Source organism: Mariniflexile maritimum (genome assembly GCF_009746565.1).
GTDB classification, from domain to species: domain Bacteria; phylum Bacteroidota; class Bacteroidia; order Flavobacteriales; family Flavobacteriaceae; genus Mariniflexile; species Mariniflexile maritimum.
On sequence record NZ_WRPN01000002.1, the window covers coordinates 408,400 to 434,792 of the forward strand.

At 39.5% G+C, this 26,393-nt stretch carries 18 protein-coding genes; 13 read left to right on the forward strand and 5 right to left on the reverse strand.

All coding sequences use genetic code 11. The features are described from left to right. Window positions 1–8: 8 nt before the first annotated feature. The 10 genes from GQO80_RS04620 (at window position 9) to xylE (ending at window position 18,537) form a co-directional block, all read left to right on the forward strand. Complete coding sequence (locus GQO80_RS04620) at window positions 9–2,780, forward strand: helix-turn-helix and ligand-binding sensor domain-containing protein (protein ID WP_157207154.1); 2,772 nt, start codon at window positions 9–11, stop codon at window positions 2,778–2,780. A gap of 291 nt (window positions 2,781–3,071) precedes the next feature. Next, entirely contained in the window at window positions 3,072–6,116 is a 3,045-nt protein-coding gene (locus tag GQO80_RS04625) for a SusC/RagA family TonB-linked outer membrane protein (protein WP_198037722.1), read from the forward strand. A gap of 18 nt (window positions 6,117–6,134) precedes the next feature. Continuing rightward, complete coding sequence (locus tag GQO80_RS04630) at window positions 6,135–7,787, forward strand: RagB/SusD family nutrient uptake outer membrane protein (RefSeq protein WP_157207155.1); 1,653 nt, start codon at window positions 6,135–6,137, stop codon at window positions 7,785–7,787. A 108-nt stretch (window positions 7,788–7,895) separates the two neighbouring features. Then, window positions 7,896–9,473 carry a family 16 glycosylhydrolase gene (locus GQO80_RS04635; RefSeq protein WP_157207156.1) on the forward strand — a complete coding sequence of 526 codons (1,578 nt, stop codon included), beginning with the start codon at window positions 7,896–7,898 and terminating at the stop codon, window positions 9,471–9,473. Between the two features lie 11 nt (window positions 9,474–9,484). Continuing rightward, window positions 9,485–10,321, forward strand: coding sequence for an endonuclease/exonuclease/phosphatase family protein (locus tag GQO80_RS04640; protein WP_157207157.1), 837 nt, complete (start codon window positions 9,485–9,487; stop codon window positions 10,319–10,321). A gap of 9 nt (window positions 10,322–10,330) precedes the next feature. Further along, window positions 10,331–12,661 (forward strand): beta-glucosidase BglX, encoded by a 2,331-nt coding sequence (gene bglX, locus GQO80_RS04645; RefSeq protein ID WP_157207158.1) that lies wholly within the window; start codon window positions 10,331–10,333, stop codon window positions 12,659–12,661. Between the two features lie 292 nt (window positions 12,662–12,953). Next, the gene (locus GQO80_RS04650) at window positions 12,954–13,970 is read left to right on the forward strand and encodes a GntR family transcriptional regulator (protein ID WP_317163218.1); all 1,017 of its coding nucleotides are present in this window, start codon (window positions 12,954–12,956) and stop codon (window positions 13,968–13,970) included. Between the two features lies 1 nt (window position 13,971). Beyond that, window positions 13,972–15,468: a xylulokinase gene (locus GQO80_RS04655; protein WP_157207159.1), complete on the forward strand. Its 1,497-nt coding sequence runs from the start codon at window positions 13,972–13,974 to the stop codon at window positions 15,466–15,468. A 312-nt stretch (window positions 15,469–15,780) separates the two neighbouring features. Then, the gene (gene xylA, locus GQO80_RS04660) at window positions 15,781–17,106 is read left to right on the forward strand and encodes a xylose isomerase (protein WP_157207160.1); all 1,326 of its coding nucleotides are present in this window, start codon (window positions 15,781–15,783) and stop codon (window positions 17,104–17,106) included. Between the two features lie 12 nt (window positions 17,107–17,118). Then, window positions 17,119–18,537 carry a D-xylose transporter XylE gene (gene xylE, locus GQO80_RS04665; RefSeq protein WP_157207161.1) on the forward strand — a complete coding sequence of 473 codons (1,419 nt, stop codon included), beginning with the start codon at window positions 17,119–17,121 and terminating at the stop codon, window positions 18,535–18,537. An 80-nt stretch (window positions 18,538–18,617) separates the two neighbouring features. Here xylE and GQO80_RS04670 read toward each other — a convergent pair whose 3' ends face one another. Beyond that, window positions 18,618–19,853, reverse strand: a complete 1,236-nt coding sequence (locus GQO80_RS04670) for a 3-deoxy-D-manno-octulosonic acid transferase (RefSeq protein ID WP_157207162.1) — start codon at window positions 19,851–19,853, stop codon at window positions 18,618–18,620. 263 nt (window positions 19,854–20,116) lie between these two features. On the opposite strand from GQO80_RS04670, the gene GQO80_RS04675 reads away from it, so the two are divergent. Both GQO80_RS04675 and galE read left to right on the forward strand, forming a co-directional pair. Next, a complete protein-coding gene (locus tag GQO80_RS04675) occupies window positions 20,117–21,271 on the forward strand; it encodes a DegT/DnrJ/EryC1/StrS family aminotransferase (protein WP_157207163.1) in 1,155 nt (384 codons plus the stop codon). Beyond that, the gene (galE, locus tag GQO80_RS04680; RefSeq protein WP_157207164.1) at window positions 21,264–22,289 is read left to right on the forward strand and encodes a UDP-glucose 4-epimerase GalE; all 1,026 of its coding nucleotides are present in this window, start codon (window positions 21,264–21,266) and stop codon (window positions 22,287–22,289) included. The genes GQO80_RS04675 and galE overlap by 8 nt, the downstream gene beginning before the upstream one ends. An 84-nt stretch (window positions 22,290–22,373) precedes the next feature. Here galE and lspA read toward each other — a convergent pair whose 3' ends face one another. The 4 genes from lspA to GQO80_RS04700 all read right to left on the reverse strand — a co-directional run bounded on the left by lspA (window position 22,374) and on the right by GQO80_RS04700 (window position 26,004). Next, window positions 22,374–22,904: a signal peptidase II gene (lspA, locus tag GQO80_RS04685; RefSeq protein WP_157207165.1), complete on the reverse strand. Its 531-nt coding sequence runs from the start codon at window positions 22,902–22,904 to the stop codon at window positions 22,374–22,376. 6 nt (window positions 22,905–22,910) lie between these two features. Beyond that, window positions 22,911–23,792, reverse strand: coding sequence for an ACP S-malonyltransferase (gene fabD, locus GQO80_RS04690; protein ID WP_157207166.1), 882 nt, complete (start codon window positions 23,790–23,792; stop codon window positions 22,911–22,913). An 83-nt stretch (window positions 23,793–23,875) separates the two neighbouring features. Beyond that, the gene (locus GQO80_RS04695) at window positions 23,876–24,436 is read right to left on the reverse strand and encodes a sugar O-acetyltransferase (RefSeq protein WP_317163219.1); all 561 of its coding nucleotides are present in this window, start codon (window positions 24,434–24,436) and stop codon (window positions 23,876–23,878) included. Window positions 24,437–24,447: 11 nt separating this feature from the next. Next, window positions 24,448–26,004, reverse strand: coding sequence for an NAD(P)/FAD-dependent oxidoreductase (locus GQO80_RS04700; protein ID WP_157207167.1), 1,557 nt, complete (start codon window positions 26,002–26,004; stop codon window positions 24,448–24,450). Between the two features lie 194 nt (window positions 26,005–26,198). Here GQO80_RS04700 and GQO80_RS04705 point away from each other — a divergent pair, with 194 nt between their 5' ends. Further along, window positions 26,199–26,378, forward strand: a complete 180-nt coding sequence (locus GQO80_RS04705; protein WP_157207168.1) for a hypothetical protein — start codon at window positions 26,199–26,201, stop codon at window positions 26,376–26,378. The last annotated feature ends 15 nt before the right edge of the window (window positions 26,379–26,393 follow it).

Sequence of the window (26,393 nt, forward strand, 5' to 3'; positions counted from 1 at the left end):
TTATTACAATGAAAATTTTCCAATCGGTTATAGTAATGTTCATGGTCATGGCTACTTTTGCCCAAGAGTTGCCGCCTATTGAAAAATATTCACCTGATGACTACCTTGGTGATAATCAAAATTGGATGATTTCCCAGAGTGATAACTGCTATATTTATGTGGCAAATAACAAGGGTTTATTGGAGTTTAACGGAGCTGAATGGACTTCTTACGCTTCACCAAACAACACCATATTAAGGGCGGTAAATGTTATAAAAGATAGAATATATACCGGTTGTTATGCTGAATTTGGTTATTGGAAAAAAAACAGGTTAGGCCTGTTGGAATACACCTCATTAATGCCCAAGCTCGATGTAAAAATGCCCGAGGACGAACAGGTTTGGAACATCATCGCGTACAAAGAATGGGTCGTGTTCCAATCCAATAACACCATTTATTTTTATAATTCCGAAACGGAAACGTTTAAAATAATATCATCCCCCAATACCATTTACAAGATTTTCCAAGTAAAAAACAGCATCTATTACCATGTGGCCAATGAAGGGATTTATGGGATAGAAAACGGGCAGCCCAAGCTAGTTATAAACGATGCGATTGCAAAAACCGAACGAATTATCAATCTTTTTGAAAGCAAACAGGGGCTTCTTGTTTTAACCAGGCACTCCGGATTTTATAAGTTTGAAACTGGTAAAATGCAGCGTTGGGAAATACCTGCCGATGCGACTTTGAATAGGGTAAATGTTTTCAGTTGTATTCAGTTGAAAGATGGCGGTTTTATCATTGGCACCATTTCAGATGGTGTTTTGTGCCTTGGCAAAACAGGCGCAATAACGAACCAAATAACCCAAAAAAGCGGCTTGGGCAACAATACCGTACTGTCGTTATTTGAGGACAAGGATTATAATGTTTGGGCAGGTTTAGATAATGGTATCAACTGCATCAATGTAAAATCGGCCTTCAAGACTTTTTTTGACTATGAAGGGGTTTTAGGCACTGTTTACACCACACAGGTTTTTAAGGATTTTTTGTACATAGGGTCCAATCAAGGCCTTTTTTATAGAAAATTAAATGCCGTAAACGAGCCTTTTAAGTTTATAGATGGTACAGCGGGACAAGTATGGGACTTGTTTAATTATAACGACGCCTATTTGTTTTGTGGCCATCATTTGGGTACGTTTTTGGTACATGAAAACAGTGTTGAAAAAATAAGCAACACCTTGGGTGCGTGGACGTTCAAGGCCATTCCCAATCGGCAGGATTTATTGCTTCAGGGGAATTACAATGGGCTGTTCGTTCTTGAACAGAAAAATGGCACGTGGCACGTTAGAAATAAAATTGAAGGCTTTAAAAATTCATCGCGCTATCTTGAAATCAACGAAAAAAATCAGGTTTGGGTGAACCACGAGTATAAGGGAGTGTTCAAGTTAACCTTGGATGACAGCTTATCGAAAGTGTTGAAATTTGATATGGAATCGAGCGTATCTCCCGGAAAAAACTCCAGTTTAATTAAATACAAAAATAACATTATCTATGCTTCCGAGAAAGGGGTCTTTAAATACGATGCGTCTTCCAAAACTTTTAAAAGAGATGTGCTTTTAAGTGCTGTTATCGATGAAGACAACTATGTTTCCGGAAAATTGGTAGTCGATAAAAACGAAAGACTTTGGGCGTTTTCCAACGATAACATTGAATATATTGAAAGCGATGCCGTTTCAAACAAACCTGTTATTTACCACATTCCCATGCCTGCAAAGTTGCGAAAAGGGGTGTTGGGGTTTGAGAACATTTCATTCATAAGTGATAATAAATACGTTCTTGGAACAGCAAACGGATATATAAATATCGATCTGTCTAAACTCAAAACAAGTCCTAATCGTTATATTTTCTTAAATGCGGTTACCTTAAAAAATATTGATGAAGCCATAATCGATTTCCCTATTGCACAACACGGGGCGTTAAACTACAAACAGGGCATTGTACAATTTAAGTATTCGGTACCGGTTTATGATAAATATGTTGATGTTAAATACCAATATATTTTAGAAGGTTTTCAAAACAAATGGAGCCAGTGGACCGAAACGCCGGAGGTAAGCTTTGAGAATCTTTCCTTTGGAAATTATACGCTCAAGGTACGCGCTAAAATTGGCAACGATCTTTCAAAAAACACCATTAGTTACAGTTTCTTGGTGCATCGCCCTTGGTATGTGTCCAACACCGCTTTGGTTTTTTATATCATATTGTTCCTTATCATAATTTTAATTACCCACAAAGCTTATAAGAGATACTACATCAATAAGTTCAAGCATGAAAAGATGCAGAATGAGCAAACCATCATGCAAATAAAAAATGAAAGGTTGAATCAGGATGTTGAAAACAAAAATAGGGAATTGGCAATTTCAACCATGAGCATTATAAAAAAGAACGAGGTTTTGAACAGTATAAAAAAAGAACTGAAAAAAAACAAGAATACCAGTAATAATGCAGCCTTAAACCTAATAGACAGCAACTTAAACGACGCGAAGGATTGGTCCTTTTTTGAACAGGCTTTTAATAATGCAGATAAAGATTTTTTAGATAAAATAAAGCTGATACACCCCGATTTAACACCCAACGATTTACGCTTTTGCGCCTACCTTCGCCTAAACCTATCCTCCAAAGAAATGGCGCCTTTGCTCAATATTTCCATAAAAAGCGTGGAAACCAAACGTTATAGATTACGAAAGAAATTAGGTTTGGAACACGATAGCGGCCTGGTAACATACATCTTAAACTTTCAATAACACAACATAGCCGTTTTTTACCACGACATTACCACGACAAGCCTAAAAAACGGATGGTTTTTTTATGCCCTTCACACACTTTAAAATGTTTGTTAATCACAGTATTTACAGGCATTTTGCTGATAATTTAATAGTTAATAGTGCTTTTTGTTGCTGTGTTCGTTTTATATCGAGGTAGATTTTATGGATTTATCATTTTTTGAGGCTAAGTTTACAAAAGCTTAATGTTTAAAATAAATCTTAAATGAAGCAAACCCATACTTTTGAAACTAAACTTTAAACTAAATTAATATGAAACTAAAACTATGTAATCAAAGAATTAGAATTCTATTTCCAATGCTGTTTTTATTCACCTCATTTTTAATGGTGGCTCAAACACAAAAAGCAATTAAGGGAACGGTCTTGTCTGCCGAAGATGGCATGCCCTTACCGGGCGCATCGTTAATTGTTAAGGGAACTTCCAACGGTGCTTCAACCGATTTTGATGGTAAATTTGCACTATCCGTTTCAAACAATGCCTCCACATTAATAGTATCTTATATAGGGTATAAAACGAAAGAGGTGGCCATTACATCCAATGATATAACTATATCCTTGGCGGTTGATACCAATACCTTGGACGAGGTGGTAGTTGTAGGTTACGGTACCCAAAAAAGAAGTGATGTAACAGGGGCTGTTTCAAAAGTTGAAATGGATAATGCCATTGCTATTCCAACTACCAACATCTCTGAAATGATTAGGGGTCAAGCCGCTGGGGTTCAGGTAAATTTAACTTCCGCAAGGCCCGGTGGTACCTCAAATATCTTAATCAGAGGTAGAAATTCCATTAGGGGTGGTAACGATCCGCTTATTGTGTTGGATGGTTTTCCCATTGAAAACATCAACGATGTAAACCCCGACGACATCACGTCCATTGAAGTGCTAAAAGATGCATCTGCGCAGGCAATTTATGGAGCAAGGGCATCCAACGGGGTTATACTTATTACAACCAAGAAAGGTAAAGATGGTAAAGTAAGGGTTTCATTAAATTCATATACTACGGTACAAAAACTTACCAAAAACTTCGATTTGTACTCTGCCGAAGATTTTATAAAATTAAGAAGAGAGGCCGTTAGAACAACAAATCCAGTAGTAAATGGGGTACAGGCATATAGCGATGATACCGTAAATTTTAGCTCAGCAACCGAGTATGCCGCTTTTGTTGCAGGCAAGTACGTGAATTGGGAAGATGAGGTGTTGCGAACCGGCATGATCCAGAGCCATACCTTAAGCGTTAATGGCGGCAATGAAAACACCAAGGTATTTTCGAGTGCCAATTATTTTGACCAAATAGGTTTGATACCAACCTCGGGATACAAAAGAGGCTCGTTTAGGTTAAACCTGAACCAAAAACTTAACGACAAAGCTAGCATTGAAGCAAACCTAAACCTAAGTACGGCCAATCAGAAAAAAGAAACGACCAATTTAGACTTTATAACCATTTCGCCATTTACAGGGCCTTATGATGAAAACGGTAATTTGGTCAAAGATCTGGCAGGCGCAAACGCAAGTAGCAGTAGCATCAACCCTTTATGGAACATTAAGGAGTCTGACAACGATGTAAAAACCGATTTATACAATCTTAATTTAGTGGCCAACTATCAGTTTACAAAAAGTTTTTCCTATAAGTTAAATACGTTATTAAGCAGAAGGTTTGTTGATGAAGGCCAATACCTATCTAAAATACACTCTCAAGGTGTAACGCCTAATGGAAGGGCAACGGTTTCAAATACACTTAGGGAAGAATATTTAATAGAGAATATTTTCAATTATTCACCAGAACTAAATGAAAATAATAGGTTGGATGTAACCTTTGTACAATCCATAAACCAAAGAAATTCTTCAAGAACAACTACCGAAGCAACAGGGTTTGGTAATGATGTGCTTGGTTATGATGGTATTAGTGGCGCCTTAAACTTCACGGCCAATAGAGCTGAGGAACAATATAGGTTATCTTCCTTTTTAGGCAGGATTCGCTATACTTTAATGGATAAATATTTATTAACCTTAACAGGTCGTAAGGATGGGGCTTCCGTTTTTGCCGAAAACAATAAATGGGGCTTCTTTCCGGCAGCTTCCTTGGCATGGCAATTACATAAGGAATCTTTTCTTAACAACATAGAAGCCATCAACGAATTGAAGCTAAGAATGAGCTATGGTTCGGTAGGTAACCAATCTTTAGACCCTTATACCACATTGGGCGTTGTTGATAATTATCCATATATATTTGGGGGTGCCGTTGTGGGCGGTAACCTTCCCGGAACCGTACTGCCAAACCCCAACCTAACTTGGGAAACCTCAACCACGGCCAATATAGGTCTTGATTATGGCATCTTTAAAAACAGGTTAAGGGGTTCTGCGGAATATTATAGCACCAAAACAACCGATTTGTTAACCGATATATCGTTGGGCGGCAATTCTGGTTTTAGCTCCATGATTACCAATGGGGGCGAAACCAAAAATAGCGGTATCGAGTTATTGCTAACCGGTGAGATCATAAGAAAAAATGATCTAAAATGGAGCATAACCGGCGTGTTTACCAAAAACAGCAACGAAATAACCAAAACCGGCATCGTAGATGTAGATGGAAAACCAAAGGACGATTTGGGCAGAAACCGATATGCGGGCGAACCCATCAATGTTTACAGAGCTTATGTGTTTGATGGTATTTTCCAATCGGATGCCGATGCCCTAGCGTCACCCCAGGGCACATTAAATGGTACGGTTACACCTTTCCAGAACGTTACGACCCTTACCGCAGGTGCCATCAAAATAAAAGATGTTGATGGAAGTGGCAGAATTACGGATGATGACAAAGTTATTATTGCCAGGGACCCCGATTGGTTTGCATCCATTTCATCTTCCTTCCAGTTTAAAGGTTTTGAGTTATTGGCCGATTTGTATATTGTTGAAGGTGCCAAAAGATACAATCCTTATCTGGCCGATTTTAACGAGGGCGGTACCATAACATCTGTTAGAAACGGTATTGTGCGCGACTACTGGACACCAGAAAACCCATCCAACACAGCACCAAGGCCCAATTACGCCAGTGCCCCAGCAAACATAAGCGTTTTGGGCATTACCGATGCTTCCTATGTTAGGTTAAGAACCTTGTCGCTATCCTATAGTTTGCCTCAGTCCTTATTGGGAAAACTGAACATGAATGCTGCAAAATTATACATTACGGGCTCCAATTTATTTACCATAACCGATTACAAATCGTATAGCCCTGAAAATAATGCGGGCGATTTTCCCGATACAAAATCATTAACATTAGGTGTAAATATTACTTTATAACTATTAAAAACTATAATTATGAAACTAAAAAATATATATTTTAAATGGGCATTGTCTCTGTTTTCAATGCTTGTTTTCATGACATCTTGCGACGACTTTCTACAAGAAGAACCAACCTCCCAGTTCACGGCAAATTTGGTTTACAATACGCCCGATGGTCTGGAAGCCGGTGTGGTTGCGTTGTATAGTTTTCAAAGGGCCTTTTGGGAAAATTCAGCAAATAATGGCTCCAACCCCATAGTTATCGATTCGCGCGACGACCTTACCATTCCTCGCGGCGGGGAAATCTCAAACTATGGCAGGATGAGAAACGGTACCACCCCAGAAAATAGTGGGGTATTCAGCGATTATTGGAAAACCAATTATAGAATTATTGATAGGGCAAACGCCATCATAAAAGCCGCAGAGAATATTCAAGGAATGGACGAAAAAAGAAGGGCGCAGGTGATTGCCGAAGCTAAATTTTTTAGGGCCAATTCAACCTTTACTTTATTCAAACTGTTCAATAATATTTTTATTACTACCGAACCTACAACACCAGAGAACGTTTCGGATATTATTTTGGACAAAACCCCAGAAGCAGATATTTATAAGTTAATTAAAGACGATTTAACCTTTGCAATTAACAACCTGGAATGGACCACGAATCAAAGGGGCAGGATAACCCAAGGTACGGCGCGCCACCTAAAGGCCGATGTGGCTCTATGGCAAAAAGATTGGGCAGAAGCAAAGTTACAGTCGGAAGCAGTTATTAATTCAGGAAAGCACGCTTTGGCCACCGACCCAAGATTGGTGTTTGCGGGCGAAGTAAATAGTTCTGAAATTTTATGGGCATTACAATTTAAAAGTCAGGTAAATGGCAGAACCAATAAAATTAATTTTAATTTGATGCCAAATTATGCCGAACAAATACCGGGTTCAAAATACACAGTTGAACAAGGTGGGCGCGGTTTTGCTTGGTTAACTATGAACAACTATTTGAGAGATCTTTTAAATGCAGACCCTAACGACAAACGTATAAAAGGCACCTATTATATTCAAGATTATCTTTATAATGACCCTGCTACCCTTCCGGCTGGTATAGAATTGGGCACCAAAATTGTTCATCCAAGTTGGAAAGAGTTCGCCTCAACGGCAGCCAACAGAAATTTTTGGTTTATCCGTTTAAATGCCGGTTGCAAAAAATATTTCCCAGATGATGGTATTCCAACCCAAGACAGTCAATTTAAAAATATATCCATGTATCGTTTAGCAGAAACCTATCTTTTTGCCGCAGAGGCTAATTTAATGTTAGGAAATGATGCCGAGGCCATAAAAAACTTGAATAAAGTAAGAACCCGTTCTAGTGCAGCGGCAGTAACCACCATTACCATGCAAATGATTTTGGATGAGCAGGCAAGGGAATTGGCTTTTGAAGGTCGCCGTTGGTACATGCTAAAAAGAACCGGCAATTTATACAATTTTGTGCGCGATCATGCAGGTTATGGGATGGCAGGCGATTTGAGCCCTGAAAACTCAACAGCTGGTGGCGCCAACAATACACCAGCAAAACCGCTGCCCTATAGAAGTGATGCCAGATTTTCAATAAAACCTCACATGGTTAATTGGCCAATACCACTTGCGGAAATGAATCTTTTGGGCCCCAATTACCCTCAAAATGAAGGATATTAATTATTTTGTTGTTTAGTTTTTTTATGCAAAGGGCAAAAATTATTTGCCCTTTGCATTTTAAATCGTCGAATATTTTATCTTTAGTCAAACCGTCAACCCAATAAAAGTATGCGTTATTTGTTAATAGTATGTCTTGTTATAGGTTTCAATGCCTGTAAAACGGCAAGTGTAAGTAACAAAATCATTTTTGCCAATAATCCGGTTATTGCACATCGCGGTGCTTGGAAAGCCAATAATTTTCCCGAGAATTCGGTGGCATCGTTAAAACAGGCCATCGCATTAAAATGTACAGGATCGGAATTTGATGTAAGAATGACGGCAGATAATGTTCTCATCATCAACCACGACCCCGAGTATCATGGTCTGGTTATTGAGGAAACTACCTATGCGGAACTTTCAAAGTACAAACTTCCAAACGGCGATATGCTGCCCACTTTAAAGCAGTATATACTTGCAGGTATGCAGAACAATACCACAACGGGTTTGGTATGCGAAATAAAACCTTCAAAAATAGAAGGCAGAAATGTAATGATTGCTGAAAGTGTTATCAAACAGGTGAAGGAACTAAAAGCGCAACCTTTTATTTTAGCATATATCAGTTTTAGCCATGAAATTCTTAAAAAGGTAAAAGAATTGGATGCCAACGCCAAAACGCAATATTTAGATGGTTCCAAAACACCAGAAGTTTTAAAAAACGATGGTATTTCCGGATTGGATTATGCACTTTTCAAACTTAAAAGAAACCCCCAGTGGATTGAAAGCGCCAAAAACCACGGCCTATTATTAAATGCATGGACTGCCAATACCACCGAAGATATCGACTGGCTTTTGGCAAACGATTTCAACTACATAACCACCGATGAACCCGAACTGGTTTTTAAAAGGGTATCCGAAAGCCCTACGGCTAAAGGCTATAAATTGGTTTGGAACGATGAGTTTGATTATACCGGAAAGCCCGATGCCAGCATATGGGGCTACGATTATGGGTTTATTGCCAACCAAGAAAAACAGTATTATGCAGATAGTTTGAAAAATGCTCGGGTTGAAAATGGTTATTTAATTATTGAAGCCCACAAAGAAAAAATAGCCAATAAAGATTTTAAAAACCCCAATATTAAAGATTGGGCGCGCTATAAAAGAGAAATTGACACGGCGCAATATACATCGGCACGGATAAAAACCGAAGGACTTGCCGCATGGCAATATGGGCGTATTGAAGTTAGGGCAAAACTCCCCAAAGGGCGAGGGATGTGGCCTGCTATTTGGATGTTAAGCGAAGACAGAAAAGATATTGGTTGGCCTGAAAGTGGTGAAATTGACATCATGGAACATGTGGGCTATGATAATGATACCATACACGGCACCATCCATACAAAAGCATATAATCATTTAAAAGGTACCCAAAAGGGGAAAACGATTTTTATTGATAAACCAAATGATACTTTTAATGTCTTTGCACTTGAATGGACACCTGATAAAATGGATTTTTTATTGAATGATGTGGTGTATAATCGAATAATAAATGAGCATAAAACCACCGATGAATGGCCTTTTGATAAAAAATTCTATCTCATATTAAATGTCGCTGTTGGCGGTATGTGGGGCGGTCAAAAAGGGATTGATGATACCATTTTTCCGCAACAAATGCAAGTAGATTATGTAAGGGTGTATCAACTAAAAAAATAAAATTTATCAAGATGAAACAGTATGTAGTAGTATTAGCGGTATGTATTATGGGTTTTACAAGTTGTAAGAGCCAGAACCTGGATGTGATGACCTATAATATCCGGTTGGATATTGCCTCAGATGGTGAAAATGCGTGGGCCAACAGAAAAGATTTTTTTAGTTCACAAGTGCTTTTTTATGCGCCCGATATTTTAAATGTGCAAGAAGCAAGACCCAACCAAATGGACGATTTAAAGTCCGTTTTAAACGATTATAAAGCCATTGGTTTAGGGCGCGATGGTGGCAATTTGGGCGAACATTCGGCCATTTTTTATAATTCAAAGAAATTAAAAGTTGAAGACACCGCAACCTTTTGGTTATCTGAAACCCCCAATAAGGTTTCCAAAAGTTGGGATGCGGCCTATCCAAGAATATGCACTTACGGATTGTTTACTGTTTTAAAAAGCAAACAAAAGGTTTGGGTTTTCAACACCCATTTAGATCATGTAGGGGTAAACGCCCGCTTAAAGGGCATGGCGTTAATCCTTAAAAAAATAAATGAAGTGAATACGCAAAAACTTCCGGTAATCCTAACGGGCGATTTTAATGTGGAACCAAATGATGAATTGATTTCGACGCTAAAACAGGATATGGTCGATTCAAAAAACATCGCCAAAATCATTTTTGGCCCCAACGGAACTTTTAATGCTTTTAATTACAACGAGCCCGCAACCCGAAGAATCGATTACATCATGCTTTCAAAATCCAGTAAAATTACGGTTGAAAAATATGGGGTGTTAACCAGTGCCATCAATCTTAAATACCCATCCGATCATTTTCCCGTATTCGCCACATTAAAGTTAAAATAAGTCTATTATATGAAAACTGCTACCATAATTTTAAAATATACCATCGCTTTAGGGGTTGCCTTGGGTGTTTTTAACCCTGAAAACGTTAATAACGACCCAAAAACCAAAAAGGCAACTTCTGTTAATGCCATTGAAAAAAAGGTCGATTCCGTTTTAGGGTTGATGCATCTCAATGAGAAAATTGGGCAATTGGTTCAATATAGCGGTGGATGGGATGCCACAGGGCCATCATCTTCCAATGGCGACCAATATAAATTGAACAAACTTAAAAAAGGCGAGGTGGGTTCTATGCTTAACATTACATCGGTGGCATCCATCCGTGAAACGCAAAAAATAGTCATGGAACATTCCCGACTCAAAATTCCCTTAATTTTTGGGTTCGACGTTATCCATGGCTATAAAACCATTTTTCCCATTCCTTTGGGCGAAAGTGCCAGTTGGGATTTGGGTATTATCAAGCAATCGGCTCAAATAGCGGCGAAGGAAAGTGCCGCATCTGGCATCAACTGGACCTTTGCGCCCATGATAGATGTTTCAAGAGATGCCCGCTGGGGTCGTATTATGGAAGGTGCCGGTGAAGATACTTATTTGAATTCCGTTATTGGCGTTGCCCGCATTCAGGGGTTTCAAGGAGGCGATTTATCACAAGCACATACTATTGCCGCTTGTGCCAAACATTTCGCAGGCTATGGTTTTGGGGAGGCAGGACGCGATTACAACACGGTAAATATAGGTGATAATGAACTGCATAATACCATTTTGCCACCATTTAAGGCCGCGGCCGAAGCGGGCGTTGCAACCTTTATGAATTCGTTTAACGATATTGATGGTATTCCTGCTACCGGAAGCAGCATGTTGCAGCGCGACATTCTGAAAGGCGCTTGGAACTGGAAAGGGTTTGTGGTATCCGATTGGGGTTCTATAGGCGAAATGATAGCGCATGGCTATGCGGAAGATAAAAAACATGCTGCTGAAATTGCCCTAAATGCCGGTAGCGATATGGACATGGAATCCTATGCCTATGAAGCGCATTTGGAAACCTTATTGCATGAGAAAAAAATTACGATGGAAGCGATTGACGATGCCGTTAAACGCGTTTTGCGCCTAAAATTTGAACTTGGCCTGTTTGATGACCCCTATAAATATTGTGATGAAAAACGCGAAACAACCGAGGTTTACACGCAACAGCATTTAGCGATAGCCCGCGAGGTGGCAAAAAAATCCATCGTATTGCTTAAAAATGACAAGTCACTTTTGCCGCTTTCCAAAAATATCAAGAGCATAGCGGTTATCGGGCCCTTGGCGAACGATAAAGATACGCCTTTAGGCAACTGGCGCGGAAAAGCAGTCTATAATTCGGCGGTTTCCTTTTTGGAAGGTGTTAAAAATGCCGTAAGTAGCACTACAAAAATAAATTTTGCCAAAGGAATCGATTTAACCATTCCAAATGTTGCGCCCGGATCTAATCAATTTTTGTTTCCTTTAAAATTCAATACAACCAATACTTCTGGAATGGCTGAAGCTGTTGAAGCAGCAAGAAAATCGGAAGTTGTTTTATTGGCCATTGGCGAAAATGCGTACCAAACGGGGGAAGGCCGAAGTCAAACCCATATTGGTTTTGCAGGACTTCAAAATGACTTATTGGAAGCCATTTACAAAGTGAATAAAAACATTGTTATTGTTTTGATGAACGGAAGGCCGATGGATATTAGTCGTGCTTCCGAAATAGCTCCCGCAATTTTAGAATGTTGGCATTTGGGTTCCGAGTCTGGAAATGCCATTTCCGATGTGGTTTTTGGCGATTACAATCCTTCCGGAAAACTGCCTGTTTCCTTTCCGCACAACGTGGGCCAAGAACCGCTATACTACAATCAAAAAAATACGGGCAGACCCAGCGCAGGCAACCATGTAACGTTTTCTGGGTATCGCGATGCGCCAAAAACCGCATTATATCCATTTGGGTTTGGCTTAAGTTACACCACATTTTCTTATGATAATTTACAATTGGACAAAACGGAAATTTCAACTGGTGGTGAATTAAAGGTTACCGTAAATGTTACCAACACCGGTAATCGGGATGGCGAAGAAGTGGTGCAGCTTTATATACGCGATTTGGTAGGCAGTTTGGTAAGGCCCATTAAAGAATTAAAAGGATTTCAAAAAATGATGCTCAAAGCAGGCGAAACCAAAAAGGTAACATTTGTTATTAATGCCAAAACGCTTGAATTTTATACTGCCAATAAAAAGTGGGAGGTAGAACCCGGTAAATTCAATGTTTGGGTGGGTGGCGATTCATTGGCACCCTTGAAAGCCACCTTTAATGTAATAAATCCCTATTAGCATAGTTATTCAAAAACTTAATTATTATTAGGTTGTAAAATTTTGAACAAAAACAACGCGCACACTCAATGGGAGTTGTGCGTGGTTCGTTACTTGGTCTTCATGGTTTTAAGCTTTGGGGCTTGGTCGTTATTTTCATGTTTAAAGCATTAAGAATCTCATAACTTCAGCTCTATATTACCCCTTCCCAAAAATTTACCTTGCTTGTTAGGGTGTTTCTCTCATTATTTTTTCTTCAACAACCTAAAACTAAACCAAGAAAAAGGCCGTTTATTAAAAAATTTATTTATTTTTGGAGAACAGAACAGAACAGAACGGTTTGATGGATTTTGATATAAATTTTAACAGTGAGATTCCTAAATACCAACAATTGGTGAACGCCATTAACGATGCGCTTTCCAATAACACCCTATCTAATGGCGATGCGCTGCCTTCTGTAAATGTTGTTTGTAAAAATTACAAGCTATCTAGGGACACCGTTTTTAAGGCATATTCTATTTTAAAGGACAATGGCGTTATTGAATCTGTGCCCAATAAGGGTTATTTCGTTGCAAACGATACCCGAAAAGTACTGTTGGTTTTAGATACTTTTAAGGCCTACAAGGAAGTTGTTTATCATGCGTTTGTAAATAACTTGCCTAAAAAAGTGATTGTAGATGTTCAGTTTCACCACTATAACATCAACAACTTCAAAACCATATTAAATAATGCAAAAGGGAAATACTATAAATATGTGGTCATGCCCTTTAACCATAAAGAGGTGCCAACTGTTTTATCGGATTTTGATACCGACAAGTTGTTGCTAATCGATTGGAACATGTACGCTAAGGAATACAATAATTACGTGTTTCAAGATTTTGGAAAGTCATTTTTCGATGCTTTGGAAGAAGCGGCTTCGGTGTTCAAAAAATACAAAAAATTGGTATTTGTGTATCCCACTTTCACCTTTCACCCATCAGAATCGCTTACTTATTTTAAAAAATTCTGTGAAACACACCGCTTTAAATATAAAATCATAACCGAACCTAAAGAGTTTTTGGTGGTAAAGGATGAAGCTTACATTAGCGTAAGTGATAGGATACTCGGTGTATTTTTGGAGCAATGCCGAACAAAAAACCTGGAACCGGGAACCGATGTGGGCTTTTTGTCGTATAACGAAACGCCTATGAAAAAATTCATATACAAAGGAATTTCAGTGGTTTCAACCGATTTTCAAGAACTCGGGGCCAAAGCAGCATCGTTTATTACCCACGACAAACCTTTACAAACCTATATTCCAACAAAATTAATATTAAGAGAATCATTATAACATGTATTATTTAGGACTAGATATTGGCAGTTCGTCCATCAAAGCAGCTTTGGTTGAAATGGTAACGGGCAAAAGCATGGGCGTTGTGCAAGAACCAGAACAAGAAATGGGTATGTTTGCCCAAAAGAATGGTTGGGCAGAACAAAAACCAGACGATTGGTGGCTGTATGTTTGTAAGGCCATAGCGCGTTTAAAAAAACAGCATAACATATCCAGAACCCAAATTAAGGGCGTTGGCATTTCCTACCAAATGCATGGTTTGGTAATTGTTGATAAAGCAGGAAATCCACTTCGTAAAAGCATCATCTGGTGCGATAGTCGTGCCGTAGGCATTGGCAATGAAGCCTTCAAAGCAATTGGCGAAGAAACATGTGCTACAAACCTTCTTAACTCACCGGCAAATTTTACGGCATCAAAATTAAAATGGGTAAAGCACAACGAACCAGATAGTTACAAGAACATCCATAAGTTCATGCTTCCGGGCGATTATATAGCCTATAAATTTTCAAATACCATAAATACCACCATTTCCGGGCTTTCCGAAGGTGTTTTTTGGGATTTTAAAAAAGATACCGTGGCCGATTTCCTTTTGGAATATTACGGTATCGATAAAAATTTAGTCCCTGATATTGTTGAAACTTTTGGAATTCAATCGGTCGTAGATGAACAAGGGGAAGCCGAAAGTGGCATAGCTAAAGGAACGCCCATTCTTTATAGGGCTGGCGACCAACCCAACAACGCGCTGTCCTTAAACGTATTCAATCCGGGTGAAGTTGCCGCAACTGGTGGTACATCGGGCGTTGTATATGCGGTTACCGATAGTTTGTCGGTTAAGGAAAGCGCTCGCGTCAACAATTTTGCACATGTAAACTATAAAAAAGGCGCAACCCCCAGAATAGGTAAGTTGCTGTGCATAAATGGTGCCGGCATTCAGTATCGTTGGTTGCTGAATAATCTTTCGGTCAATTCCTATGAGGAAATGAACAATCTGGCCTCGGAAATTCCAGTAGGTTCCGATGGCGTTTGTGTTATCCCTTTTGGAAATGGTGCCGAACGCATGCTCAACAACACCGAAATAGGCACGCGCATCGTAAACCTAAACCTGAACAACCACCATAAAGGCCATATATGTCGTGCCGCTTTGGAAGGTATCGCGTTTTCCTTTATATATGGCATGGAAATTATGAAATCGGACGGCATCACGCCAAAGGTCATCCGCGCGGGAAACGACAACCTATTCCGTTCAGAGATTTTCGCCAACACCGTTGCCACTTTAATTGAACAGGAAATCGAAATTTACAATACCACGGGTGCCATAGGTGCTGCGAGAGCTGCTGGTTTGTACAAAGGCGATTTTGAAAGCTTCGGAAAAGCGATAATCGATAACGACCATGTGATGACCTTCATGCCTCTTAAGGACAAAACGGCATATCAATTAGCTTACGAGAATTGGAAAAAAGAATTGGAACTTGTTTTCGCAAAAGAGCAGAGAAAATAGAAAAGAGAACCAAGAGCCAAGAGCCAAGAGCCAAGAGCCAAGAGTCAAGAGTCAAGAAAAAAAGAAAATAGAAAAGAGAAAATAGAATATAGCAGAGAATAAAATAATAAAAAATGGAAAATAAGTTTTAGGGCGTTACCACAAGGGTCGGGCTTTCGCAACTCGCTTTTTTTGTTACAGTATTTGCGAAGTACCACAAAATTTTCAACAACAAAAAATAGCTCAAACAAATTGCTCAATCCCTAACGCAATAGCGAACACACATCAACATTCGAATAAATAATAAACAATAATCAATTAATAAAAAATATCATGGCATTACTAGGAAATAAAGAATACTATAAAGGTATTGGAGACATCAAGTTTGAAGGTAAGGAATCCGACAACCCGTTAGCGTTCAAATATTATAACCCAGACCAAGTGGTGGCGGGCAAAACTATGCGCGAACACTTTAAATTTTCGGTAGCTTACTGGCATACCTTCTGCGGTCAGGGCAGCGACCCATTCGGTCCCGGTACCCAAAGTTTTGAATGGGACAAATCTTCCGATGCGCTCCAGGCAGCAAAAGATAAGGCCGATGCCGCTTTTGAGTTCATCACAAAAATGGGTTTCGGTTACTACTGTTTTCACGATTACGATCTCATCCGTGAGGGTGCCTCGTTTGCAGAATCTGAAAGTAGGTTGGCAGCCATAACCGACTATTTAAAACAAAAACAAGCCGCTTCAAAAGTAAAATTATTGTGGGGAACAGCCAACTGCTTTTCAAACCCACGTTATATGAACGGCGCCGCTACCAACCCCGATTTTAAGGTGGTTGCCAGGGCAGGCGGACAAATAAAATTGGCACTCGATGCAACCATGGCCCTAAACGGCGAAAACTATGTGTTTTGGGGCGGTCGTGAAGGTTACATGACCTTGTTGAACACCGATATGGGTCGCGAGCTGGACCACATGGGCCAATTTTTAAGTATGTGTCGCGATTATGCACGTGCCCAAGGTTTTAAAGGGAACTTCTTCATCGAGCCGAAACCCATGGAACCTTCCAAGCACCAATACGATTTTGATACGGCAACCGCCATTGGCTTCTTGAAAAACTATGGTTTGGATAAAGATTTCAAAATAAATATTGAAGTAAACCATGCTACACTCGCCCAACACACCTTTCAGCATGAAATGGAAACAGCGGCAAAGGCGGGCATGTTAGGAAGTTTGGACGCCAACCGTGGCGATTACCAAAACGGTTGGGATACCGACCAGTTTCCAAACAACATCCAAGAAACTACCGAAGCGATGTTGGTTTTCCTTAAAGCAGGCGGCCTGCAAGGTGGTGGTGTTAACTTTGATGCAAAAATAAGAAGAAACTCAACCGATTTGGAAGATGTGTTTTTGGCACATATTGGAGGTGCCGATACCTTTGCCAGGGCCTTGTTGATTGCCGATAAAATCATCACATCGTCGCCTTACGAAAAAATAAGGAAAGAGCGTTACGCCTCCTTCGATTCCGGCAAGGGAAAGGATTTTGAAAACGGTAAATTAAGTTTGCAGGATCTGTACAAAATAGCCCAAGAAAATGGCGAGTTGCCGTTAACGAGCGGTAAACAAGAGCTGTTCGAGAATATCATCAACCAATATATTTAACCAACAAGCGTTATGGAAACATCAGGAAACACGAGTTATTTATTGAAATTAACCTTAGTGGCAACACTGGGGGGGCTTCTTTTTGGGTACGACACCGCCGTTATATCCGGAACCGTAAGTTCATTGGAAAGTTTTTTTGTCCTTCCTTTTGGGCTAGGTGAAATGGAAGCAAATGCACGCTTGGGCTTTGTTGTTTCCAGCGCATTGATTGGGTGTATCATTGGCGGCATTTCGGGCGGTATTATTAGCAAAAAATTAGGTAGGAAAAACGGATTGATTTTAGCGGCTGTTCTGTTTTTACTTTCTGCAATTGGTTCTGCAATGCCGGAAATGTTGCTAAAACCAATAGGTGAGGCCGACCATACCTTCATTTATATTTTTATAGTTTATAGAATCATTGGCGGAATTGGAGTGGGGTTGGCATCGATGCTTTCTCCTTTGTACATTGCCGAAATAGCCCCAGCAAAAATTAGGGGTAAACTGGTGTCCTTAAATCAGTTTGCCATTATTTTTGGTATGCTCGTGGTGTATTTTGTCAATTATTATATAGCAAAACAGGGTGATGATTCTTGGTTAAATACTGTTGGGTGGCGCTGGATGTTTGCTTCAGAAATACTTCCTGCCTCCTTGTTTTTGTTCATGTTGTTGTTTGTTCCAGACACACCCCGGTCGTTGGTGTTGAAGTCGCAACCAGAAAAAGCTTTGGCGATTTTAACCAAACTAAACGGCACGGTAGAAGCCAAAAAAATACTGTTGGAAATTCAAAATACCGTAGTAAGCCATTCAGGAAAATTGTTTTCGTACGGTATCACGGTTATTGTAATTGGAATTTTATTATCGGTTTTCCAACAATTTGTAGGTATTAATGTGGTGTTGTATTATGCGCCCGAAATTTTTAAAAGCATGGGCTCTGGCACCAATGTCGCCTTGTTGCAAACCATTATAGTTGGTGCCGTTAACCTATTGTTTACCGTATTGGCCATTATGACGGTTGATAAATATGGAAGAAAACCGTTGATGATTATTGGTGCCCTAGGAATGGCAATTTCCATGTTTGCTTTAGGAACCACCTTCTTTATGGAATCGGTTGGTTTTGGTGCTTTGATTTTTATGTTATTGTATGTAGCTAGTTTTGCTATGAGTTGGGGGCCTGTATGTTGGGTGTTGTTATCTGAAATTTTTCCAAACAAAATTCGCGGTAGGGCTCTGGCAGTAGCGGTTGCGGCTCAATGGATTTCAAACTATTTGGTGTCATGGACGTTTCCAATGATGGATAAAAACTCCTATTTGTTGGAAAAATTCAACCATGGGTTTGCCTACTGGATTTACGGTGTTATGGGCTTATTGGCTATGTGGATTGTTTGGAAATACGTGCCTGAAACCAAAGGGAAAACACTGGAAGAATTGGAAGAGGTGTGGAAAAAGAAATGATGTTTCGTTAAAGCTATTTAAAACAAAGATGGTCTTCAATTGCTCGAAGACCATCTTTGTTTTATGCCATCGCGAACCTTTTACAATCCTAAAAACGTCAATATTTTAGTAACAGCGCCCCTGTTTTTTTTAATGTAGTTTGAATTGTTGCTTCCAGAAATCAAACGTTTGCCATCATTTTGAATCAATTCATTCAAAACAGCATCAAACGCCATTTGGTTTGAAACCGAAAACATACCGCCATTGTCAATCATGTCCTGTGCTTCAGGAAATTTCGAGTGATGGGTCCCAATAATAATGGGCACTCCAAAAACTGCTGGCTCCAAGGTGTTGTGCAATCCCGTAGTTCCCACAGCACCACCCACATAGGCTATATCGGCATAGCTATAAATTTTTGAGAGGATGCCAATAGTGTCAATAATAAAAACCGTTGCGTTTTCTAGCTTTTTACTGTCTTTTTCAGAAAACAACACACTTTCAACCTTTAGTTGTTCCTGAAAATTTTTTATTTGAGAAGATTTAATGTTGTGTGGCGCTATGATAAATTTTACACCCTTTGAAGCTTCGGAATTTATAAAATTAACAAACAATGTTTCATCCTCCGGCCACGTGCTGCCTGCTACAACACAGCATTTATTTTGTTTAAAGGTTTCAATGAAATGCAAGGTATTGTCTTGTTCCAACTGACTGGAAACCCTATCAAACCTAGTGTCGCCCGCAACGGTAACGCTATCATAGCCAATAGATTTTAATAGTTCCTTTGAACGCTCGTTTTGGGTAAAAATATGTTCAAAAGCAAATAAAGCGTTTCTTAATGGCGCACCATAAAATTTAAAAAACAGTTGGGACTTCCTAAAAGATGCTGAAATTAAAAGGGCTCTTGATTTTCGGTGTTTTAACTCATTCAGAAAATTCGGCCAAATATCGTATTTAACAAAAACGGTAAGCTCAGGATGCACCAAGTTTAAAAAACGTTTCGCATTTGCTTTTGTGTCCAGTGGAAGATACACCACAACATCGGCAATTGGCGAATTTTTGCGAATTTCATATCCCGACGGCGAAAAGAAACTTAATACAATTTTGTGGGTTTTAAAATGATCTCGCAACGCCTTAAAAACAGGAAGGCCTTGTTCATATTCCCCTAAAGAGGCACAATGGAACCAAAGCGTCTTGTCGTGTGGTTGTATGTTTTTTTTAAGTTTTTTAAAGGTGTCTTGTCGCCCCATCACACCACTTTTAATTTTTTGGTTGAATGGCGCTGCGCATTTTAAGCCAAAACGCACCAGTTGGATACCGATATTATAACTAAAACCCAATTTTTATAAATTTGGTGCTAAAATACATTTCTTTAAAATAATTTCATTGGTTACCGTGTACTAATTTTGTAATTTCGTAACTTATAAAATTATGGATTAAAGGCAAAAAAGTAGAAGTTTCTTTAAACTGTAATGAATCTAAAAACCACAACAACGGTAGGATTATGGATTTAACTTACTTGTTGTTAAAAAAATAATTATTTACCACGAATGTACCCCTAAACGATTTGTGTTTGGTGGCTAAGTACGATGAAACCAAATAGATGAAAAAAATTCAAATGGTTGATCTTAAAGGTCAATACGAGGAAATTAAACAGGAAGTTACCGCTTCCATCCAAGAAGTTTTAGAAACCACAGCTTTTATAAACGGTCCCAAAGTCCATCAATTTCAAAAAAATTTAGAACAGTATTTAGGTGTTAAGCACGTAATTCCGTGTGCCAACGGTACCGATGCGCTTCAAATTGCCATGATGGGTCTTGGTTTAAAACCTGGTGATGAGGTTATTACGGCCGATTTTACCTTTGCTGCCACCGTTGAGGTTATTGCCCTGTTGCAGTTAACCCCTGTTTTGGTAGATGTGAATGAGGACGATTTCAACATCAGTATTGAAGCCATAAAAAAAGCCATTACACCCAAAACAAAAGCCATTGTACCTGTTCATTTATTCGGGCAATGTGCCAATATGGAAGCCATTATGGAGTTGGCAAGTGCCCATAATTTGTATGTTATTGAAGACAATGCGCAGGCCATTGGCGCCAATTATGCCTATAAAAACGGTGAAAAAGTAAAAGCAGGTACCATAGGGCATGTTGGGGCAACCTCATTTTTTCCATCAAAGAATTTAGGTTGTTATGGTGATGGCGGCGCTATTTTTACCAATGATGATGCGTTGGCCCATATTATACGTGGTATCGTAAACCATGGCATGTACGAGCGTTACCACCATGATGTTGTGGGCGTTAATTCGCGTTTGGATAGTATTCAAGCAGCAGTTTTGGATGCTAAATTGCCTCATTTGGATGCTTATAACAAAGCCCGACAAGAAGCAGCGAGAAAATACACCAAAGCTTTTGAAGGCATCGATAAAATTAGCACGCCCAAATTATCAAATAATTGCAAAACTATTTGTGAGAATTGCGATTGCCACGTGTTCCATCAATATACCTTAAGGGTAAAGGGCACCGATAGGGATGCGCTTGTAAAGCATTTAAACGAAAAGGGCATACCTTGTGGGGTGTATTACCCTATCCCGCTTCATTTACAAAAAGCCTATGCAGATAGTCGGTATGCGGAAACCGATTTTGTAGTTACCAATCAATTGGTTAAAGACGTGATCTCACTTCCTATGCATACCGAATTGGACGACGAACAAATTGAATTTATTACTTCAACAATTATAAACTTTATAAATGGATAAAATATTAGTTACCGGCGGATTGGGTTTTATTGGTTCGCACACCGTTGTAGAATTGCAAAATGAAGGCTACGAGGTGGTTATTATAGACGATTTATCAAATTCTTCTATTAGCGTCTTGGATGGAATTATTGCCATTACAGAAAAAAAACCACTGTTTGAAAAATTGGATTTAAAAGAAAAAGCCGCAGTTGAGGCCTTTTTTAAAAAGCACAACGACATAAAGGGCGTTATTCACTTTGCTGCCAGTAAAGCGGTTGGTGAAAGTGTGCAAGAGCCATTGTTGTATTATGAAAACAACATCGGTACCTTGGTTTATATCCTGAAGGAATTAAAAAAACTACCCAAAGCTAGTTTTATTTTTAGTTCGTCGTGCACCGTTTACGGACAAGCAGATGAGTTGCCAATTACCGAAAATGCCCCCGTTAAACAAGCAGAATCTCCTTATGGGAACACCAAACAAATAGGTGAGGAAATTATTCGCGATACCTGTAAAGTAACGCCAACACTTAAAGCGATTGCGTTGCGTTATTTTAACCCGGTAGGCGCGCACGAGTCGGTTAATATTGGAGAATTACCCATTGGAGTACCACAAAATTTAGTGCCGTTCATTACACAAACGGGCATTGGATTGCGTGAACAATTATCGGTTTTTGGCGATGATTACCCAACCCCAGACGGTACGTGTATTCGCGATTATATCCATGTGGTCGATTTGGCAAAAGCACATGTGGTGGCTTTAGGGCGTCTATTGAACAATAAAAACAAGGCCAATTATGAAACCTTTAATTTGGGAACAGGAAAAGGAAGTTCGGTTTTGGAAGTAGTGAAGTCGTTTGAAAAAGTTTCTGGTAAAAAGTTGAACTATAAAATTGTAGGCAGAAGAGAAGGCGATATCATTTCAGCGTATGCCGATACAACCAAAGCCAATAATGAATTGGGTTGGAAAACAACATTAACCTTAGATGATGCCATGCGGTCTGCTTGGAATTGGGAGCAGAAAGTGAGGGCCAACAAATAATTCACTTTGAAAGTATCAAAAACACACAAGGCTGCAAAAAAAATGCAGCCTTGTGTGTTTTTATTTAAACGTATATCTGGTTTTTTAGCTTACTTCTTTGGTGTGCTCATTTTTCTTTTTCTTACCAAAACTAACAAATATCAAAATAATCATACCTGTTGTTACAAACATATCGGCCATATTAAAAATACCGGTTCTAAAAACGCCACCTAAGTCGATGAAGAAAAAATCGGTTACCGAGCCATAAACAATACGGTCAAAAACATTGGCTATACCGCCACCAATAATGCTTGAAAAGGCAAAAAGCGACCAGTTGTCGATGGTGCTGTCTTTTAAAATATGGCGCAGTACAAAGCCTAATACAATTACGGGCAAAATCAATAATAAAATAATTCTTAGGGTTGGGCTTAAATTGCTTCCCATTCCTAAAAAAGCTCCCGAATTTTCAATGTTCATCATTATGAATTTATCTCCAATCAATGAAATGCGTTCGCCAATTTGGGTGTCGGTATGGGGTTGAATGGTTGCCCGTACCCAAATTTTAGAAAGTTGGTCGATAGCAATGGTAACTACAACTATGGCGATGATGTAAAGGGAACGTTTTGTTAATTTCATTTGTAATTATAGTGTTGCCGAAGCCGTTTGCGCTTCTCTGTCAATTTTTTTCACCAAACCTTGAAGCACGTTTCCGGGGCCAACTTCGGTAAACAAGGTAGCACCATCGGCAATCATTTGTTGTACCGATTGCGTCCAACGTACTGGGGCCGTTAATTGTAGTATCAAATTCTTTTTAATCTCAGTTTCATTGATTACCGCGCTTGCTGTAACATTTTGATAGATAGCACAATTAGGTTTTTTAAAGGTAGTGTTTTCAATGGCTGTTGCCAATTCTTCACGCGCGGGTTCCATTAATGGCGAGTGGAATGCACCACCAACAGGCAATACCAGCGCACGTTTGGCACCCGCTTCTTTCATGGCTTCACAGGCTCTATTTATGGCATCAACCTCTCCTGAAATAACCAATTGCCCGGGGCAGTTGTAATTGGCTGCCACCACAATACCGGGTGTTGCAGCACACACTTGTTCAACAGTGGCATCATCCAAACCTAAAACGGCAGCCATGGTACTGGGTTGTTTTTCGCAGGCTTTTTGCATGGCCAAGGCCCGTTGTGACACTAATTTCAAACCATCTTCAAAATTTAAAGTACCGTTTGCTACCAGTGCTGAAAACTCACCTAGCGAATGACCCGCAACCATATCGGGTTTAAAACTTTCACCTAAAACTTTTGCCAATATTACCGAATGTAAAAAAATGGCTGGTTGGGTTACTTTGGTTTCTTTTAAAGCTTCGGCAGTACCTTCAAACATGATGTCGGTGATGGGAAAGCCTAAAATACTGTTGGCTTGTTCGAATAATTGTTGCGCCAACGGCGATTTTTCATAAAGATCTAAACCCATTCCTGAGAATTGAGCACCCTGTCCTGGAAATATATATGCGTTCATCCTGTATGTTATCTTTCTGGAGAAAGAATTTTTAGTTAGTAATTAATTTGAATTTTTTGTGTTGCAAAAATAGGCATTATACTTTAGCGATTATCGATGGTTTTCATAATTTTTGCAGGATTTCCGCCAATAAGTACATCATCAGGGAAACTTTTTGTAACCACGGCACCCGCAGCCACCACTACATTGTTGCCCAAAGTAACACCGGGGCAAATGGTGGCATTACCGCCTATCCATACATTGTTTCCAATTGTAATTGGTTTTGCAAATTCTTTACCGCTGTTGCGTGCCTTGAATTCCAACGGATGGGTAGCAGTATATATTTGAACATGGGGCGCAAACATGCAATTATCGCCAATGGTAACTTGGGCAACATCCAAAATGCAGCAATTAAAATTCATGAATACGTTGCTGCCAATTTTGGTATTGCTGCCATAATCGCAATGGAAAGGCGGTTCTATAAACAGGTTTTCGCCAGCATTTTCGAAAATTTGGTAAAGTATTTTTTGGCGCTCCTCCAAATGGGTTTCACTTAAACTGTTGAATTTATGGAACAACAAGCGCACCTTATGGCGCTCTTTTGCCAATTCCGGGTCGGTAGGACTGTACATTTTTCCAGCCAGCATTTTTTCTTTTTCAGTCATAATCATTTTTTTTATAAACCTTTGCTTGCGGCTTCTGCACAACGTTCACCATCCATGGCTGCGGAAACAATGCCGCCTGCATACCCGCCACCTTCGCCACAAGGGAATAAACCTTCAATTTGTGGATGTTCCAACTGTTCGTTTCTAGGGATGCAAACGGGTGATGAGGTTCTAGATTCTACACCAACCACATTGGCTTCTGCGGTATAATATCCGTGCATTTTCTGGCCAAAAGCCTCAAACCCTTTTCGCAATCTGCTACCAATTAATTTTGGCAAAAGCGAATGTAAAGGCGCTGTATTTAAACCCGGTTGGTAAGATGTTGGGTTTAACGTATTGGACAATTTGCCTTCAACAAAATCGGTTAAGCGTTGTGCGGGTGCTGCTTGACTTCTTCCACCTGCGGTAAATGCCATGCGTTCTAAACTTTTTTGATATTCCAAGCCTTTCAATGCGCCGAAATGCTCGTATTTTGGCAGGTCTTTGTGTACATCAATTTCAACCACAATACCCGAATTTGCAAATTGGTTGTTGCGTTTTGAAGGCGACATACCATTTACCACCACTTCACCGTTGGCGGTTGCGGCTGGAACGATAAATCCGCCCGGGCACATGCAAAAGGAATACACCCCGCGGTCATTTATTTGTTGCACCAAACTGTAAGATGCCGCTGGTAAAAGTTCGTGGCGTTCGCCAATGCAATGGTATTGAATACTATCGATGATGTGTTGCGGATGCTCTACCCGAACGCCCATGGCAAACGATTTGGCTTCTAAAGCAATTTCCTTTTTATGCAGAAGATAAAAGATGTCGCGTGCCGAATGACCTGTTGCTAAAATAACCCTGTTTACGGGCATTTCTTCACCATTTAATAATTGAATGGCCTGTATTTTGTTGTTTTTTATAATGAAATCGGTTACGCGGGTTTCAAAATAAATTTCGCCACCGTGTTTTAAGATGGTTTCTCGAATATTTTGAACCACTACCGGCAGTTTGTTGGTGCCAATATGCGGATGGGCATCGACTAAAATTTGTTCGGTAGCACCATGAAACACGAGGTTTTCAAAAATGCGCCGTACATCGCCGCGTTTTAAACTTCGGGTATATAGTTTTCCATCGGAATACGTGCCGGCACCACCTTCGCCAAAACAATAATTGGAATCTTCATTCACAATATGCTCTTGGTTGATGGCTCGTAAATCGCGGCGGCGATCGCGTACATTTTTACCGCGTTCTAAAACAATGGGTTTATAACCGAGTTCGATACAGCGCAAGGCAGCATACATGCCTGCAGGTCCAAAACCGATGATGTGGATGGGTTTTGCTTTTGAAACATCTTTATAATCAAAGTGATAATTGGATGTTTTTGGAAGTACTTCCCGAATATAGACCGCTATTTTATAGTTGAAAAAAATTTTTGGTTTTCGGGCATCAATCGATTTTCGAAGCACTTTTACGCCCGTAATATCTTCTTTGTCAACATTTAAAGCCTGCGCCGATTTTATAACCAAAATATCGCTACGTTCTTCTTCTTTAAGGCTGATACGAAGCTGAAGTTCTTTTATCATAATGCAAAATTAGTGAAATTTGCCATAGCAGGTAAAAGATTTTTTAAACCGTATCTTGATGGTTTTGCAGCTATTTTGATGATGGAATTGTTATAAGGTAGCCCAATTTTTAATAGGTTTTAAAACATGATAAAAGTTAGCATCTAATAAAAATTTTAAAGATAATTTTAGGCATCTTTAAAACAAAACCTATTATGAGCAACGAGAAAAAGTGTTTGGTTTGCGAAAAATCATCGGATGAAACACCAGTTACAAAATTTTATTACCAAAAGAGTGCGTTTTATATCTGTCCGCAACATATTCCTGTTTTAATACATAATCCGCAAGAGTTGGTTGGCTTATTGGATGGTGCAGACAAGTTACAAGGCGGATGAATAAGCCATTGTTTT

Excerpts from the sequence above, each read along its gene's own strand:
- GQO80_RS04620 (WP_157207154.1), top strand. The coding sequence starts at position 9 with ATGAAAATTTTCCAATCGGTTATAGTAATGTTCATGGTCATGGCTACT.
- GQO80_RS04625 (WP_198037722.1), top strand. The coding sequence starts at position 3,072 with ATGAAACTAAAACTATGTAATCAAAGAATTAGAATTCTATTTCCAATG.
- GQO80_RS04630 (WP_157207155.1), top strand. The coding sequence starts at position 6,135 with ATGAAACTAAAAAATATATATTTTAAATGGGCATTGTCTCTGTTTTCA.
- GQO80_RS04635 (WP_157207156.1), top strand. The coding sequence starts at position 7,896 with ATGCGTTATTTGTTAATAGTATGTCTTGTTATAGGTTTCAATGCCTGT.
- GQO80_RS04640 (WP_157207157.1), top strand. The coding sequence starts at position 9,485 with ATGAAACAGTATGTAGTAGTATTAGCGGTATGTATTATGGGTTTTACA.
- bglX (WP_157207158.1), top strand. The coding sequence starts at position 10,331 with ATGAAAACTGCTACCATAATTTTAAAATATACCATCGCTTTAGGGGTT.
- GQO80_RS04655 (WP_157207159.1), top strand. The coding sequence starts at position 13,972 with ATGTATTATTTAGGACTAGATATTGGCAGTTCGTCCATCAAAGCAGCT.
- xylA (WP_157207160.1), top strand. The coding sequence starts at position 15,781 with ATGGCATTACTAGGAAATAAAGAATACTATAAAGGTATTGGAGACATC.
- xylE (WP_157207161.1), top strand. The coding sequence starts at position 17,119 with ATGGAAACATCAGGAAACACGAGTTATTTATTGAAATTAACCTTAGTG.
- GQO80_RS04675 (WP_157207163.1), top strand. The coding sequence starts at position 20,117 with ATGAAAAAAATTCAAATGGTTGATCTTAAAGGTCAATACGAGGAAATT.
- galE (WP_157207164.1), top strand. The coding sequence starts at position 21,264 with ATGGATAAAATATTAGTTACCGGCGGATTGGGTTTTATTGGTTCGCAC.
- lspA (WP_157207165.1), bottom strand. The coding sequence starts at position 22,904 with ATGAAATTAACAAAACGTTCCCTTTACATCATCGCCATAGTTGTAGTT.
- fabD (WP_157207166.1), bottom strand. The coding sequence starts at position 23,792 with ATGAACGCATATATATTTCCAGGACAGGGTGCTCAATTCTCAGGAATG.
- GQO80_RS04695 (WP_317163219.1), bottom strand. The coding sequence starts at position 24,436 with ATGACTGAAAAAGAAAAAATGCTGGCTGGAAAAATGTACAGTCCTACC.
- GQO80_RS04700 (WP_157207167.1), bottom strand. The coding sequence starts at position 26,004 with ATGATAAAAGAACTTCAGCTTCGTATCAGCCTTAAAGAAGAAGAACGT.
- GQO80_RS04705 (WP_157207168.1), top strand. The coding sequence starts at position 26,199 with ATGAGCAACGAGAAAAAGTGTTTGGTTTGCGAAAAATCATCGGATGAA.